The following is a 15,910-nucleotide window of genomic DNA, read 5'->3' on the forward strand; positions in this document are numbered from 1 at the left end:
GTTACCCCAGACTCTTCGGAGTCAGCCAGATGCCTTCCGCACTGACCGTCTGGGTCTCGCCGTGCCAGATGCCGCCCTCCACAAAGATCTTGCGCCCTTCCTGGCCGGTAATACGCGCCCGGCAGTGGATGGTGTCTTCGATGGGAGTGGCTGCCAGATAACGGATATTCAGGGTGCCGGTGACGCCCAACCGGAAGGCCGCATGCAAGGCCCGGGACAGGGCCGCATCCAGCAGCCAGGCAATCACGCCGCCGTGCACCCGTCCCGGCGGGCCCTGATATTGCAAGCCCAGGCGCAGGGCACCTTCAATGCCATTCTGATCTTCCTGAAGCCACTCCACCTGGGGGGCAATGGGGTTGGAAGGCCCACCCACCGGGTCGTAGTCCATCATGTGGAAGATATCCTCGGCAGTGGCCGAGCCGGTGAACAGCTTGCGATTAGCCGCGCGGGTATCACGCCGCTCCGGCTCCCCCACCGTTGCCACCAGCGCCTCCAGCTGGTCCGCCCAGCCGCTGAGCGTGTCGATATCGCCCTCGGCCCGAATCAACCGCTCCGCCAGGGTCTGCATGGCCGTACTGATACGCCGACGCTGCACAAAATCCGCAGGCACAGGCTCGTTGTTGTAGGCCTTTTGCAACTCGAAAGGGCCGAAGGTTTTTTCTGACACAGGAACACCAGTAGGTAGTGAATAGTTAACAGTGAACAGTTATTAGCGAAATCTAAACAAGCGTTTGATTCTGAGGGGAGCCGCTCTTCAGCTCAAGCTCATAAAAGGACATAAAAAAGGCGGAAATAGCCAAGCTATTTCCGCCTTTCTCTTCAGTTTTCGATCCCAGCTGTTAACTGTTCACTATTAACTGTTAACTGCCTTTAACCGACCCACTTGCGTGCATTGGCGAACATCCGCAGCCAGGGGCCGTTTTCGTGGCCGCGCCAGTCGTCCGGGATCCAGCTGTTCTGCAGTACGCGGAACACCCGCTCCGGGTGCGGCATCATGATGGTGACGCGCCCGTCGTTGGTGGTGAAGCCGGTGACGCCTTGAGGTGAGCCGTTAGGGTTCGCCGGGTACTGTTCCGCCGGGTTGCCCTGACCATTGACGTAGCGCAGGGCCACCAGACGCTGTTCGATGTTGCGATTCAGGGCTTCATCGCCGAGTTCCACCCGGCCTTCGCCGTGGGCCACTGCGATGGGAATGCGGGTACCGGCCATGTCCTTGAGCAGAATGGAGGGAGAGTCCTGGATTTCCACCAGGGAGGTGCGCGCCTCGAACTGCTCGGACAGGTTGCGCACAAAGCGCGGCCAGTGCTCGGCACCGGGGATCAGGTCCTTCAGGTGGGACAGCATCTGACAGCCATTACACACGCCAAGGGCAAAGGTGTCTTCGCGGAAGAAGAAGCGATTGAAGGCTTCGCGCAGCTCCGGGTTGTAGAGCACCGTCTTGGCCCAGCCACCGCCAGCACCCAGCACATCCCCGTAGGAGAAACCGCCACAGGCCACCAGACCCTTGAAGTCATCCAGTTGCACTCGCCCTGCCAGCAGGTCGCTCATGTGAACGTCGATGGCAGAGAAGCCAACACGGTCGAACGCCGCCGCCATTTCGGTCTGACCGTTGACCCCCTGCTCGCGCAGGATCGCCATCTTCGGCTTGGCGCCAGTGTTGATGTAAGGCGCCGCCGGGTTCTCGGTCATGTCGAAGGTCAGGCGCACATTCAGGCCCGGATTATTATTGTCCGGGATGGCCTCGAATTCCTGACGGGCACAATCCGGATTATCGCGCAGGGACTGGATCTGGTAGCTGGTTTCCGCCCAGATGCGCTGCAGCTCCCGGCGCGGGGTTTCCAGCAGGATGCCGCCGCCCAGACGCAGGCGAATCACATCGTCGCCGTCCGGCTGACCCAGGTGGTGAACGCACTGGCTGAGACCGGCTTCCGCATAACGGGCCAGGATCTCCTGCCGATGGGCCGGGCTGATCTGCAATACCGCACCCAGTTCTTCGGCAAACAATGCCGCCACCGCTTCCGGGTTGTCGCCGGCGATATGATCCAGGCTGATGTCCAGGCCGGTGCGACCGGCAAAAGCCATTTCCACCAGGGTAGTAAACAGACCGCCGTCGGAGCGATCGTGGTAGGCCAGCAGCTTACGCTCGGCCAGCAGCTGCTGGGTCACCTCGAAGAAGGCGATCAGGTCCTTGGCATCATCCAGGTCCGGCGGCACATCGCCAACCTTGCCGAATACCTGAGCCAGGGCGGAGCCCGCCAGGCGATTGCGACCACGGCCCAGGTCCACCAGCAGAAGTTCGCTGTCCACGCCGGTTTTCAGTTCCGGGGTGACGGTCAGGTCGATGTCGGTGACCGTGGAAAATGCCGAGATCACCAGAGACAAGGGGGCGGTGACGCTCTTGTCGATACCCTTCTCATTCCACACCGTGCGCATGGACAGGGAATCCTTGCCCACCGGAATGGCGATACCTAACTGCGGGCACAATTCCATGCCCACGGTTTTGACGGTATCGAACAGGGCCTGGTCCTCGCCCGGGTGGCCGGCGGCGGCCATCCAGTTGGCGGACAGACGAATCTGGCCCAGATCACCGATATGGGCGCTGGCAATATTGGTGATAGATTCCGCCACCGCCATGCGACCGGAGGCCGCTGCGTCCACCAGGGCCACCGGGGTGCGCTCGCCCATGGCCATGGCTTCACCCGTCTTCTGATTGAAACCGGTGGCGGTCACCGCACAGTCAGCCACCGGTATCTGCCAGGGGCCAACCATCTGGTCACGATGGACCAGACCGGTGATGGAGCGATCGCCGATGGTGATCAGGAAACTTTTCGACGCCACTGTGGGCAGACGCAATACACGCTCGCCGGCTTCTTTCAGGTCGATGCCGTCGGTGGTGAAGGTCTGGCGCAGGAAATCTTCCCGATCGAAGCTGCGTTGCATTTTCGGCGGCTTGCCGAACAACAGGTCCATGGGCAGATCCACCGGCGCCTTGCCGAAGTGCTCGTCACTGACCGTCAGATGTTCTTCACTGGTCGCTTCACCCAGCACCGCATAGGGAGTGCGCTCGCGCTGGCAAATGGCATCGAAACGATCCACGTCTTCCGGCATCACCGCCAGCACATAGCGCTCCTGAGCTTCGTTGCACCAGATCTCCACCGGGCTCATGCCGGGCTCGGAGCTGGGGATCTCACGCAGTTCCAGCTTGGCACCCATGTCGTGATCGTGGACCAGTTCCGGCAAGGCATTGGACAAGCCCCCCGCGCCCACATCGTGGATGGAAACAATGGGGTTGTTGTCGCCCTGGGCCCAACAGCGGTCGATGACCTCCTGCACCCGGCGCTCGATTTCCGGGTTGTCCCGTTGCACGGAGGCAAAATCCAGGGTCTCGTCGGACTCGCCGGAAGCCATGGAGCTTGCTGCACCGCCGCCCAGGCCGATCAGCATCGCCGGACCGCCCAGCACGATGATCTTGGCACCGGCAGGGATCGGGTTCTTTTCCACATGGCCTTCACGGATATTGCCCAGGCCACCAGCAATCATGATCGGCTTGTGATAACCACGCAGTTCATCGCCATTCACACCCGGTGCCTGGATTTCCAGGGTGCGGAAGTAACCACACAGGTTGGGACGACCAAATTCGTTATTAAAAGCCGCGGCACCAATGGGGCCTTCGATCATGATATCCAGTGCCGAGGCAATGCGACCGGGCTTGCCGTAGGGCTTTTCCCAGGGCTGTTCGAAGCCGGGGATATTCAGGTTGGACACGGAGAAACCGTTCAGGCCGGCCTTGGGCTTGGAGCCACGGCCGGTGGCGCCCTCATCACGGATCTCGCCGCCGGAACCGGTAGCCGCGCCCGGATGGGGAGCAATCGCGGTGGGATGGTTGTGGGTTTCCACCTTCATCAGCAGATGCACCGGTTCATTGACGAACTGGTACTCTTCACTGCCGGCTACCGGGAAGAACCGGTCAGCCACTGGTCCGGCTACCACCGAGGAGTTGTCCTTGTAGGCACTCAATACGCCCTCGGGGGCATTGTTGTAGGTGTTGCGGATCATGCCGAACAGGCTCAGATCCTGGTCTTCACCGTCGATGGTCCAGTCCGCGTTGAAAATCTTGTGGCGGCAATGCTCTGAGTTCGCCTGGGCAAACATCATCAGTTCCGCATCGGAGGGGTTACGGCCCAGGGCCGTGAAACGCTCCACCAGGTAATCGATTTCGTCATCGGCCAGAGCCAGGCCCAGCTCGCTGTTGGCCGTTGCCAGGGCCTCACGGCCACCACCAATCACATCCACCGTGGTTAGCTCGCGGGGGGCGTGATGAGAGAACAGGGCCTCGGCGTCTTCCAGCTCTGCCAGCACCACTTCCACCATGCGATCGTGCAGGGCTGACGCCAGGGCGGATCGCTCCCCTGCACCGGCGAGCCGGTACTCGATGCCACGTTCCACGCGTTCCACCTGGGTCAGGCCGGCGTTGTGACAGATATCCGTAGCCTTGGACGACCAGGGCGAAATGGTGCCCGGACGCGGCACTACCACAAAGCGCTGCCCGTCCACGTCGTCCTCTTCCAGGCTGGGACCGTACTGCAACAGCCCTTCCAGCACCTGTTGCTGTTCATTGCTGAGGGGCGCCTTGAGCGCCACAAAATGCACGTAGCGGGCAGAGATCGCAGAAATGCCCGTCAGGGACTCCAGCAGTTTTTCCTTACGAAATGCGGACAGGGCCGGGCTTCCGGAGAGGATCAGCATAGTGCGCCTTATATGATTACCAGTGGGGGTGGAGAGTAAGGGTCGCAATGATACGGGATTTGCCCGCCGCTCGCAGCCTCCGGAAACAGCCAATTTCACCCTTGTCAGCCCTGTCCTACGCCATGGGGCAATCGCCTACGCCACCTGTCTTATAAGCAATTTAATGCTCTCTTCCGGACTTGTCGCATTTGTGCATAAAACGCTCAATTGTTCGACAAAGCTTTACATAACAGCCATTTGCCACTGATAGAGTTGCGCCACTTTTACGTGATATAGATCACAGGCAGGGGATGAAACAATCCCTAACCGGTCGGCGGTAGCAGTATCGACCTGTCTGGACAACCTGACAGAGGTACACCAAGGATGACGGTTTTCTTTCGACACAGTAAGCATCTACTGGCCTCGCTGGCCCTGTTCAGCGTACTAGGCATGATGCTGGCAATGCGCCCCACTCCCACCGCCATGGAACGGGTAATGACCCGCGGCGAGCTAGTGGTGATGACCCGTCCATCCAATACCACCTACTATCAGGACCAGCACGGTTACACCGGCATGGAATACGAGCTGGCCAAGGGCTTTGCCGACAGCCTGGGCGTAGAGCTGCGCATGCTGGAATCCGACGATCCCTCCTATATCCGTTATGCCATTCGTAAAGGCACTGCCGATATGGCAGCAGCCGGCCTGGTGGCCACCGCAGAACGCAGCGAGAGCCTGCACTTCACCACCGACTATCAGAAAGTGGACTCCCTGGTGGTGCGCCGCCTGGACACCCCGCGCATCCGTGGTATGGAAGACCTGACTGGCAAGCAAGTAGCTGTGGCCGCCGGCTCCAGCCACGCGGAACTGCTGGTAAAGGCGCAACTGGAGAATCCGGGCCTGGAATTCCAGGAAGTGGAAGACGCCAGCCCGGAACAGCTGCTGGCTCTGGTGGAAGACGGCCAGGTGGATTACACCCTGATCCATTCCAACAACTATTCTCTGCAGCGCGCCCTGTGGCCCGAGCTGATTGCCGATTACACCGCCGCCACCGACATGCCGCTGGCCTGGGCGTTCAACCCCAAGGATGACCAGAGCCTGTACCTGGCTGCCCAGCGCTACCTGACTCAGGCCAAGGCCAACGGCACCACTGCCAAACTGGAAGATCGTTTCTACGGCCATGTGGAACAGTTCAATCTGTATGCGGCACGCAGCTTCATGCGTCACCTGGAAGATCGCCTGCCCCGCTATGAGGAACTGTTCCGCAAGGCGGAAGGCAACAGCGGTTTCGACTGGCGCCTGCTGGCCGCCCTGGCTTACCAGGAATCCCTGTGGGATCCGGGCGCCATATCCCCCACCGGGGTAAAGGGCCTGATGATGCTCACCAACGACACCGCACGCCAGATGGGCATCAGTGATCGCACCGACCCGGCCCAGAGCATCCTGGCTGGCGCCGACTATCTGCGCCACACCCACGATCGTATCCCGGCGCGGATTCCCGAGCCGAGCCGCACCTGGATGGCCCTGGCCGCCTACAACGTGGGCTTCGGTCACCTGGAAGACGCTCGCGTGCTCACCCAAAGCCAGGGTGGCAACCCGGACAACTGGCAGGATGTGAAACAGCGCCTGCCCATGCTGGCCAACCCGGCCTACGCCGGCCAGCTGCGCTACGGCAATGCCCGCGGTGGCCAGGCCGTGATCTACGTGCGCCACATCCGCCGCTACTACGACCTGCTGGTGTGGGCGGAAAACAGCCGTCGTCGTGACGACACCCTGATCGCGCTGAATTAAGCCCTTTCCGCCCGTCATCGTTCGCGCCTCAAGCGGCGCTCCTACAGGTGCTTCGTTGAAACTGTAGGAGCGTAGCTTGCACTCGAACGATTCTGCTGCAGACAGCCTCCCCACCCTCCGGAGTCAATCACCGGATTTCCAACAGCGCACTACAGATAGCGATTAGAACAAACCCGGCTGGGCCTGCATCGGATCAATGGACAGATCCGGCAGGCCCTCCACTCGACCCTGCAATAATTCATGCCACAGCAATGCCAATGACAAGGCATCGCCATTGTCCGGCATGTGAATAAACACGTAAGGACGCTCTCCCGCCGCTATCCAGCCAGCCACCCGGTCCACCCAGGGCGCCAGAAACGATCGATTGGCCCGCAGCTCAGGATGCCCCACGTAACGAATCACTGGCGACGCGTCACCGGGCAGCACATGCACTGGCAGCCGGGGCTTCTTGCGCTGAGCCTCTCGTGTGGCCGCATCCTCCGCGCTGGCGGCAAACAAGGCCCGGCTGTCAAAGCAGACCCGCGCTATTTGGCGCTCACGCAGGCCGCGGTTAAGCGCCTTTTCAGCCTCCCCCTTGGCGAAGAAATCCGGGTGACGCACTTCTACCGTGCAGCCAAACGGTGCCGGCAGCATCTCCACAAAGCGCCACAAGTCCCCCAGCCGTTCCGGCCCGAAGGCAGCAGGAAGCTGCAGCAACATGGGGCCTAGCACATCTGCCAACGGTGCCAGCACCTCCAGAAAGCCTCTCGCCTGCTCACCCACACCCCTCAACAGGCAATCGTGAGTAATCTGTCGGGGAAACTTGAACAGGAAACGGAAATCCTCCGACACCTGGCCCCGCCATTGTTCACATTGCCTGTATGACGGCATGGCATAGAAGGAGGTATTGCCCTCGACACTATTAAACACACGGCTATAACGGGCCAGAGGGGTTGGCTCAGCAGGCAGAAGCCCATTCCAGGCCGGGTGCTGCCACTGCGGGCACCCCAGAAAATATGGCTGCCTCATGAGCGAGCCCTGCCATAGAAACCCTGCCCCTCAAGGGACAATCGCAACTGCGCCACCACCGCATTACTGAGCTGGCGGTAATCCGGGTACGGGGTCAGCAACAAGCGCCGTTCTGCGTCAACAGAGACTTCAGGAGCACGATCCAGTAGGCGGGCCCTGTGCTGCAACCCGGTAAACCGCAGCAGATTGTCCTTGCCGCCGATCCAGTGCCAGCATTCACCGTTCGCCAGCGCCGGCGCAAAGCTGAGAGCGTTTTCCTGGAACAGGGACGTATCCCGGTAATGCCGCCACTCCTGCGTCATCGGGCAGGCCACCTTGGCAAGTAAATTGACGATCTTGCGCCAGTGATTGGAGTTCGCGGCTATCAATTCGGCAGCGTCAGGATATTGCTGTAAACGTTCAAGGCCGTTCGGCCGGTGAGGCAGATACAGAATTAATGACGGGCGGGCAGCCCCAAGATAGTCGGCGTCAGGCATCCCAACATTCTCGTCGGCTCCAGGGTGTCAGCATTCTACAGCGCAGCGTGGAAAAGGGGCTAAACGAAAAAAGGGTTTGCCGCATCACTGCGACAAACCCTTTTTCCTGAATATTGGTAGAACCGGGCGGATTCGAACCGCCGACCTCCGCCATGTCAAGGCGGCGCTCTAACCAACTGAGCTACGGTTCTATGGCAACCTTCAGGGCAACGCGCTGGTGCCATGTGCCTGAAGAGGGTGGCAATTCTATGCAGCTTGGCCGCGCAGGGCAAGGGTCAATTTATTTGCGCCGGCGAGATCCCCAGGCGGTTTCGATCTGGCGGGCGCGGGTGATGGATTCTTCCACCAGCTCTGACTGGTGCTCGGCGAACTCACGGATGATTTCCAGCGCCGAGCGCACATCCCGGCGGAAGATGGTCTCCACCAGGGCCTTGAAGAACGACAGGCATTCCTTCACTTCGTCGGCCTCCAGGTGCAGGGCCATAAAATAGGCCCGCTGCATGGCCGGCTGCATGTTGATAAGGATATCTTCCACAAACACATTGCGGGCAAACGGATAAGCATGCTCGAGGAACTGGAAACTGAGCACAAAGAACGCATCCAGATCCCGCTCTTCCGCTGCCACCTGCAGACCATGAACCAGCTCGATAAAGGCGTCCAGATCCTCTTCTCGCACCACCTTGATGGCCTTGCGGATCACCAGCCCCAGCAATACCTGCATCACCTCATAGAGGCTGCGCACATGGGCTTCGGACATTTCTTTCACTACTGCCCCGCGGCGCGGCAGGATATCGATCAGCTGGCGCCGCTGCAGGATCAGCAGTGCCTCGCGGACGGAGCCGCGGCTCACATCCAGCTCGCCGGCCACACGCAACTCCTGGATACGATCACCGGCCAGCATGTCACCATGGATAATCTGCTTGGCCAGGTGCTGGGCAATCTGCTCGGAAAGGCTTTCTTTGGCTTTGAAGCTCACGGGTACTCCTTAGAGGGATCTCTATCAGCGTTCAACAGCACGCTCTGCTTCCTCACCGCACTTGCCGGCACAGGTACAGCGCCATTGCTTGTTGAACAATCCCAAAATTCTTGTCCGACTATAGAACAAGGGTGACGGGGCTCCAATAGCTGGACACTAATTGCCTACAATGACCGGCAACAAGATGTGTCCACGCTCGCAATTTTCCCCCGGTCCTCTGGATTTCAGTGGTATTACTGGCCAGTATGAAAGAGAAAGGCTGCCTGCGGGCACAACAATAAAGAATCACCAGGTACACAGGATGTCCCAAAACCTGATTACGCAATTACCCCGTGTGGATTCACTCTTTGATCAGTACACGGAACGCTTTGGCAAGCAACAGACTCCTTACCGCAACCATGTCTACCGTCTTATCAATCTGGTGGCCGCTCAGAAGACACTGGACGACCAGGAGCAGGAAGCCCTGGAGATTGCCGCCTTCTTCCACGACGCCGGCATCTGGCTGGCCGGCACGTTCGATTATCTCCAGCCCTCTGCCCGCTTGGCGGAACATTATCTGGAAGAGCAGAAACTCGGCCACCATCGCACCATGGTGCGCGCCATGATCCTGAATCACCACAAGATCAGTCGCTATCACGACGACCCGACAAACCTGGCTGAAGTGTTTCGACGCGCAGACTGGATGGATGTTAGCCTGGGCCTGATGCGCTTCGGCGTCCCCATGGCCCGGGTTCGACTGATCAAACGGGCCTTCCCCAACGCGGGCTTTCATCGCCTGCTGCTCAAACTCAGCGGCCAGCAATTGCTCAGCCAACCCTGGCGACCACTGCCCATGCTGAAACGCTGAGCCCCGGTTCTTGTTTGCCCTATACGCTGTAATGTGAATACGCGACAAATGCCACGGCAAACCCGTTTGCTGCCACTATATTGACCACAAAAAGTTACTCACAGCATCTGTGGATAACTTTGTGCATAGACTGTCAGGAACTGCCGCCAGCACCGATGTTTCCTACCCTTCCCCCAGAATGATGAAAAAATGGCCGTTTTATTAAATTCTTTTAAAACAATAACTTATCAATCATTTACCGCAAATCAACAAGTTAGACAAGAACATTCACACAAGGCCTGAAAAACGGTTAAACGCTGTGCAAAACTCTTGCCCTGAATCGGAGCAAACAGAAAAATGCAAGCGCCCGTGCGGCTTTATTAAGCCGCCACAGTCACTTGTAAAGGAAAACGCAGGAAGGTTCGGGGATCAGCGCCGCAGGCTGAAGCTGATGCCCAGCACGACGACCGGCTCCACATCCAGGTCGTTATTGTCGCGCTCTTCTTCGGTGTCGCAACGAAACGCTGCTTTGTACTCGTCACAATCCAGGGCTTCGATGGCTCCTACCGCCGCACTAACGGTCCAGCGGGAATAGGGTTTCACCCACTGGTGGCCCAGCTCCACCCCGACACCCAGGCGCTCATAGTGGCGCTCACCGCCCAGATCTCCCGCCATCAGGCCGGTGTAGAAGCCGTTCTCGGACATCAGGCCACGCTCCATCTTATGGCGCCAGCCCGCCACCCAGCGAGGTTCATCTGTGTCGAGGCCACCGGAATCCAGGTACAGGGCCGGCATGGCGTAGAAGCTGTTGTGCTCGGTGGCCCACTCCAGATTCAACCCGGCGAGACCATTGAGGTAGCCCAGGCCGATAAGCAGATCATCTGCCACAGCCGGCACAGGCATGAGCATAAGGAAGGATAGTAGCCAGCGGTGCATGGCAAACTCCGGTTATTGTTGTTATTCAGCCAGGGCTGTTTGCGCCTGGTCAGGCCGCAAGCGCGCCAGGGAGCCTGTATTTTTCACAACCCCCTCGCGGATTACAAGCATGGAAACCCCGGCCCCGACGTCAGCGGGGCCAGGAGCCAGCATTACAGCGGGATCTTGTCGATGCTGTCGGCGGTGGTGTCGATGGCGCCATCCACTTTCTCCAGCGCTTCATCCGCGGCGTTACCGGCTACCGGAATAATCGACAGCACCGCGCCCACTACGGAGCCGGCGGCGCCGACCAGTCGCATGGGCGTTGTCGCCAGTTTGGTGAGGAAACAGCCGCTCAGAGTGGCTGCCAGCAGGCCTACCACTGCCAGACGCATTACCGATTTCATAGTTGCTCCTTATTATTCTTCATAGTGTTGTTCGCACGTGTACCGAAACGCCGTGAATCAGTATTGAAACTGCATCCCCAATCGACGCCCCACTTCCTCATAGGCTTCCACCACGCCACCCAGGCCCTGGCGGAAACGATCCTTGTCCAGCTTTTCGCGGGTGTCCTTGTCCCACAGCCGGCAGCCGTCCGGGCTGAATTCATCGCCCAGCAGCACTTCACCATTAAACACGCCGAATTCCAGTTTGTAATCCACCAGCAACATGCCCCCGTCCAGAAACAGCTGCTTGAGCACCTCGTTAACCTGGAACGTCAGGGTTTTCATTTGCGCCACCTGCTCGTCGGTGGCCCAGCCGAAACTGCGGATATGGAAGTCGTTGACCATGGGGTCACCCAGATCATCATTCTTGAGAAAGAATTCGAAAGTGGGCGGATTCAGTTCCAGACCTTCTTCCACACCCAGGCGACGGCAGATGGAGCCAGCGGCAATATTGCGCACCACGCACTCCACCGGAATCATTTCCAGCTTTTTCACCAGCGATTCCACCGGCGACAGCATCTGCTCGAAGTGACAGGGAATACCCGCCGCCTTGAGCTTTTCCATGATGGCGGCATTGAACTGGTTGTTCACCGCTCCCTTACGCGCCAGCGCCTCTTTCTTCTTGCCGTCAAAGGCCGAGGTGTCGTCGCGGAACAGCATGATCAGTTTGTCCGCGTCATCGGTGGTGTACACAGACTTGGCTTTGCCGGCATACAACTCGTCGCGTTTTTCCATGGAAAGGCCTTTACTCGGGTCAGTATTAATGTACTTGCAGCCAGCCAAACCCTTCCGTCTGGCTGGCAACGCCAATTCGTTCACGCCCGCGGGTCACCACCCGCTCAATGGCATCCAGTGCATGCCGGGACGTGTTGTTTTGCTCACTCAGGTGCGACAGTACCAGATGCTGCAGGCGGTCCACATTGGCCTGGCGCAGCAGCGCTGCAGCCTGGTCATTGCTCAGATGCCCCAACATACCACCCACACGACGTTTCAACGACGGTGGGTAGGGACCGTGAACCAGCATCTGCGCATCATGATTGCATTCCAGCACCAGTGCATCGCAATCCTGATAAGCCTCTACCACATGGGGAGTAATGGCCCCCAGGTCGGTGAGCACGCCCAGGGTGCGGCCCTGCCAGGTAAAGCGGTACTGGCAAGGCTCGCGGGCATCATGAGGCACCAGGACCGGCAGAATCTGCAACGCCCCTACGGTAAAGGCACGCCCCGGCCGCACTTCCTGCCAGTTTGCACCGCTGAGACTGGTGCGTTTGCCCTGCACCGCGCTGGCGGTGCCAAAAGAGCTGTAGACCGGGCAACCGGTCTTGCGGCCCAGCGCTCCGGCACTACGGATATGGTCGCCGTGCTCATGAGTTACCAGAATGGCACTGAGCTGATCCGCTGCCAGCCCCAGTCGTGCCAACCGCTGCTCGGTTTCCTTGACGGTAAACCCGCAGTCGATCAACACCAGGGTGTCGTCCGCTTCCACCAGGGTGGCGTTGCCCTTACTGCCACTGCCCAGGGATGCCAGCTTCATAATACTTAATTCAGTTCTTCAAAAATGCGTTCAAGGATGGCCTGGCCCGGGGTCTTTTCCACCAGCGCAGAGCCTTCTTCATTCAATACCGCCACCTGAATACCATTGGTGGTATGGCTCAGCTTCAATTGCGCGGTCTTGGCACCCAGGGTGTAGCGCTCAGGCACCTTCAGGTAATAAATACCCACTTCACGGTCCCGGTCGCTGATCTTCAGATCGGTGTTACCCAGGGCATCGCCCACATACTCCCAGGCCCAGGCAAAGCGGGTGGACATCATGATAATCGGATAGCCGTTACCATCACGGGCCAGAATCGCCTTCGAGGACGCATCCTTGGGGGCCGGCTGCTGTGACTCTTCCTCGTCAGAGCCACCCAAAACCACCAGCTGGGGCGGTTTAGGCACCTCAAAGCGCTTCTCGTCTTCACCACGGCCCACCAGGCGTTCTTCCTGACGCGGGACTGCATAAAGCGGCTGCTCGCCGATGAATACGCCGTCTTCAGGAACCTGAATAGGCTCCAGCATTTGCGCATTGCGATAATTCAGGCTGCTGTCCGGCAACCAGCTACAGCCGGATGCTGCGGATACCACCAGTGCGAGCGTTAACGCCGCTTTCTTCATTTAACCTCCAGCAGGCCACATTGACGCATGGTCTCACGCAACCGCGGCTGGGCCGCTTCTGACAGCGACACCAACGGCAGGCGGATACCAAGATCAATCAGGCCCATTTCATACAGTGCCCATTTCACCGGGATCGGACTGGCTTCAATAAACAGATCACGATGCAGGGGCTCAAGTTCCGCATTTAATACACGGGCCTGGTCCGCGTCACCCGCCAGGGCCGCTTCACACATGGCCGCCATCTTGGCCGGGGCCACATTTGCGGTCACCGAGATATCGCCATGGCCGCCCGCCAGGATGAAATCCATGGCCGTGGCGTCGTCACCGGAGTAGAGCATGAAGTCATCCCCGCAACGCTCGCGGATTTCACGGGCCCGTTCCAGGTTACCGGTAGCTTCCTTGATGCCAATGATGTTGGGCACCTTGCTCAGCCGCTCCACGGTTTCCGGCAACAGATCACAGGCAGTACGGCCGGGCACGTTGTAGAGGATCTGCGGAATATCCACCGCCCGGGCCACCGCCAGGTAATGTTGGTAGAGGCCTTCCTGGGGCGGCTTGTTGTAGTAAGGCGTTACCAACAGGCAGGCATCAGCGCCGTCACGTTTGGCGTCACGGGTCAGGCGGATGGCTTCTTCGGTGTTGTTGGCCCCGGTACCGGCGATCACCGGGATGCGGCCCTTGGCCGCGGCCACCACCTCACGGATCACGCTGTCGTGCTCTTCAAAACCCAGGGTGGCGGATTCGCCCGTGGTGCCCACCGCCACGATGGCGTGGGTGCCCTGCTCCACATGCCAGTCCACCAGGGCGCGTAAACGCTCCCAGTCCACTGCTCCGTCTGCGCGCATGGGGGTTACCAGCGCTACAATGCTGCCACGGATCATGCCTGTCTCCTGTTTTACGCCAATCGGCGCAATCGCGATTATTCCGGTGCACCGGACCCTGTCGTCGGGTACACAGGCTGCTGAACAACCCGTTGCGCGCTCTGGCTTTCAGGCTGACTCGCAATCTAGGCGCCATTTTGAATGGTGTATGTCCATCCATCGAGAAATGGCAACAACGAGTGCGGGCTAGCCTGGAAGCCCCGAAGGGCGAGGACTGAAGGGCCCATCTGCTGCGCTTTGTCGCTAGGAAAGGGAACCACCCTGTCCGTTGCGACAAAACACAACAGCTGCACCCTTCAGGCCTCGCAGAGCATGCAACGGGTTGTTCAGCAGCCTGTTGAGGGCGCTATGGTAAACCTCGAAAACGCTGGACGCCAGATGCCTGACACTCGGCAATTCCCTTTGTGGGAAGGGAGCCGGCGGGACCAGGCAGCCTCTCCCCCACCACCAGGGCGAGGCGAGTCACGGGGCTAGAGACAACGCCGGCAGCGTTTCGCTCCTCGTAACTTACCCCTTACCATGGTTTTTCTTCAGGATTTCCACAGCCCAGGATGAGTCTTCTGGTCTCTGCACTCTCTGCAGAAAACCTCTAAACTCTCATCACACAACTCTCAAAATACAAACAAGACAATGCCTGCGGAGCGCATCATGGAACAACTCATCGTTATCTCGGCCCTGGGATCAGACCGCCCGGGCATCGTGGAGTCCCTTTCCCGGGCAGTACTGGAACACAACGGCAATATCCTCGACTCTCGCATGACCGTGTTGGGCGGTGAGTTTGCCGTGCTGATGCTGGTGTCCGGCAGCGATGCCACCCTGGACCAGCTGGAAACGGACCGGGACAAGCTGGCGGGTGAACTGGACCTGCTGATAACCCTGAAACGTACCCGCCCACGTGATCTGCAGGCCCGCGCCCTACCCTACGAGGTGGAAGTGGTGGCCATGGACAACCCGGGCATCGTCCACGAAATTGCCAACTTCTTTTCCCGGCGCAGCATCAACATCGATGATCTGCATACCGGCACCTATGCCGCTCCCCACACCGGCACCAGCATGTTCAGCCTTCACCTGGTACTGAGCATGAACGCGGAACAATCAGTGGCCGAATTACGCGAGGCTTTCCTGGACTTCTGTGAGGAGCGCAATCTGGACGCCACCATGACACCGAAGCGCTAAGCACCGCAGCACACAACATGGCAAAACCATCAACAGCATGAAAGAGAAGCGGACCCCATATGGCACATCCCAAGATTGGTAATCTGGCACCCAACTTCAAGCTGCCTGATCAGGACGGCAATACGGTTGAACTGAAATCCTTCAAGGGCAAGAACCCGGTGGTGATTTTCTTCTACCCCAAAGCACTGACCCCGGGTTGTACCACCCAGGCCTGCGGCATTCGCGATACCAGGGCTGAGCTGGAAAAACGCGGCGTAGTGGTATTCGGCATCAGCCCGGACCCGGTTGCCCGCTTGCCCAAATTTATCGACAAGCATGACCTGAACTTCACCCTGTTGTCCGATGAGGACCACGCCATCGCGGAAAAATACGGTTGCTGGGGAATGAAGAAGTTCATGGGCAAGGAATTCATGGGGCTCATCCGCACCACCTTTATCGTCGGCAAGGACGGCAAACTGGTGAAGGTAATGGACAAGTTCAAAACCAAGAGCCATCACGAGGATCTGCTGGCTGAGCTGGACGAGCTGGGAATCTAGGGA

Annotated in this window: 15 protein-coding genes and 1 tRNA gene; 4 read left to right on the plus strand and 12 right to left on the minus strand. The window is 59.2% G+C overall.

The genetic code is table 11. The annotated features are described in order from the left end of the window. Position 1 precedes the first annotated feature (1 nt). Together ACMG4N_RS14120 and purL are read right to left on the minus strand one after the other, a co-directional pair. Complete coding sequence (locus ACMG4N_RS14120) at positions 2–667, minus strand: PaaI family thioesterase (protein ID WP_297768498.1); 666 nt, start codon at positions 665–667, stop codon at positions 2–4. Positions 668–870: 203 nt separating this feature from the next. Continuing rightward, on the minus strand, positions 871–4,746 hold the full coding sequence (gene purL / locus ACMG4N_RS14125; RefSeq protein WP_414432126.1) for a phosphoribosylformylglycinamidine synthase: 3,876 nt from the start codon (positions 4,744–4,746) through the stop codon (positions 871–873). A 363-nt stretch (positions 4,747–5,109) separates the two neighbouring features. On the opposite strand from purL, the gene mltF reads away from it, so the two are divergent. Further along, positions 5,110–6,513: a membrane-bound lytic murein transglycosylase MltF gene (mltF, locus tag ACMG4N_RS14130; RefSeq protein WP_297768493.1), complete on the plus strand. Its 1,404-nt coding sequence runs from the start codon at positions 5,110–5,112 to the stop codon at positions 6,511–6,513. 162 nt (positions 6,514–6,675) lie between these two features. Here the strand turns inward: mltF and ACMG4N_RS14135 are convergent, their stop codons facing one another. The 4 genes from ACMG4N_RS14135 to ACMG4N_RS14150 all read right to left on the minus strand — a co-directional run bounded on the left by ACMG4N_RS14135 (position 6,676) and on the right by ACMG4N_RS14150 (position 8,973). Next, positions 6,676–7,521, minus strand: a complete 846-nt coding sequence (locus ACMG4N_RS14135) for a DUF72 domain-containing protein (RefSeq protein ID WP_297768491.1) — start codon at positions 7,519–7,521, stop codon at positions 6,676–6,678. Next, on the minus strand, positions 7,518–7,997 hold the full coding sequence (locus ACMG4N_RS14140; RefSeq protein WP_297768488.1) for a DUF6942 family protein: 480 nt from the start codon (positions 7,995–7,997) through the stop codon (positions 7,518–7,520). The genes ACMG4N_RS14135 and ACMG4N_RS14140 overlap by 4 nt, the downstream gene beginning before the upstream one ends. A 114-nt stretch (positions 7,998–8,111) precedes the next feature. Further along, a tRNA-Val gene (locus ACMG4N_RS14145) sits at positions 8,112–8,188 on the minus strand. Between the two features lie 89 nt (positions 8,189–8,277). Further along, a complete protein-coding gene (locus ACMG4N_RS14150; RefSeq protein ID WP_035247869.1) occupies positions 8,278–8,973 on the minus strand; it encodes a GntR family transcriptional regulator in 696 nt (231 codons plus the stop codon). A gap of 301 nt (positions 8,974–9,274) precedes the next feature. On the opposite strand from ACMG4N_RS14150, the gene ACMG4N_RS14155 reads away from it, so the two are divergent. Further along, positions 9,275–9,820, plus strand: a complete 546-nt coding sequence (locus ACMG4N_RS14155; RefSeq protein WP_297768485.1) for an HD domain-containing protein — start codon at positions 9,275–9,277, stop codon at positions 9,818–9,820. Between the two features lie 408 nt (positions 9,821–10,228). Here the strand turns inward: ACMG4N_RS14155 and ACMG4N_RS14160 are convergent, their stop codons facing one another. From ACMG4N_RS14160 to dapA, 6 genes are all read right to left on the minus strand, one after another. Then, positions 10,229–10,735, minus strand: coding sequence for a hypothetical protein (locus tag ACMG4N_RS14160; RefSeq protein WP_297768481.1), 507 nt, complete (start codon positions 10,733–10,735; stop codon positions 10,229–10,231). Positions 10,736–10,887: 152 nt separating this feature from the next. Next, positions 10,888–11,121: a DUF6726 family protein gene (locus ACMG4N_RS14165; protein WP_290508839.1), complete on the minus strand. Its 234-nt coding sequence runs from the start codon at positions 11,119–11,121 to the stop codon at positions 10,888–10,890. A gap of 57 nt (positions 11,122–11,178) precedes the next feature. Further along, entirely contained in the window at positions 11,179–11,895 is a 717-nt protein-coding gene (gene purC, locus ACMG4N_RS14170; RefSeq protein WP_297768477.1) for a phosphoribosylaminoimidazolesuccinocarboxamide synthase, read from the minus strand. A gap of 25 nt (positions 11,896–11,920) precedes the next feature. Continuing rightward, on the minus strand, positions 11,921–12,694 hold the full coding sequence (locus ACMG4N_RS14175) for an MBL fold metallo-hydrolase (RefSeq protein WP_035247881.1): 774 nt from the start codon (positions 12,692–12,694) through the stop codon (positions 11,921–11,923). Between the two features lie 5 nt (positions 12,695–12,699). After that, positions 12,700–13,314: an outer membrane protein assembly factor BamC gene (gene bamC, locus ACMG4N_RS14180; RefSeq protein ID WP_297768472.1), complete on the minus strand. Its 615-nt coding sequence runs from the start codon at positions 13,312–13,314 to the stop codon at positions 12,700–12,702. Continuing rightward, complete coding sequence (gene dapA / locus ACMG4N_RS14185; RefSeq protein WP_297768469.1) at positions 13,311–14,195, minus strand: 4-hydroxy-tetrahydrodipicolinate synthase; 885 nt, start codon at positions 14,193–14,195, stop codon at positions 13,311–13,313. The genes bamC and dapA overlap by 4 nt, the downstream gene beginning before the upstream one ends. 648 nt (positions 14,196–14,843) lie before the next feature. Here dapA and ACMG4N_RS14190 point away from each other — a divergent pair. Both ACMG4N_RS14190 and bcp read left to right on the plus strand, forming a co-directional pair. Further along, complete coding sequence (locus ACMG4N_RS14190; RefSeq protein WP_297768467.1) at positions 14,844–15,371, plus strand: glycine cleavage system protein R; 528 nt, start codon at positions 14,844–14,846, stop codon at positions 15,369–15,371. A 59-nt stretch (positions 15,372–15,430) separates the two neighbouring features. Continuing rightward, complete coding sequence (bcp, locus tag ACMG4N_RS14195; protein ID WP_297768463.1) at positions 15,431–15,907, plus strand: thioredoxin-dependent thiol peroxidase; 477 nt, start codon at positions 15,431–15,433, stop codon at positions 15,905–15,907. The last annotated feature ends 3 nt before the right edge of the window (positions 15,908–15,910 follow it).

This window comes from Alcanivorax sp. IL2 (assembly GCF_047495475.1).
Lineage (GTDB): Bacteria > Pseudomonadota > Gammaproteobacteria > Pseudomonadales > Alcanivoracaceae > Alcanivorax.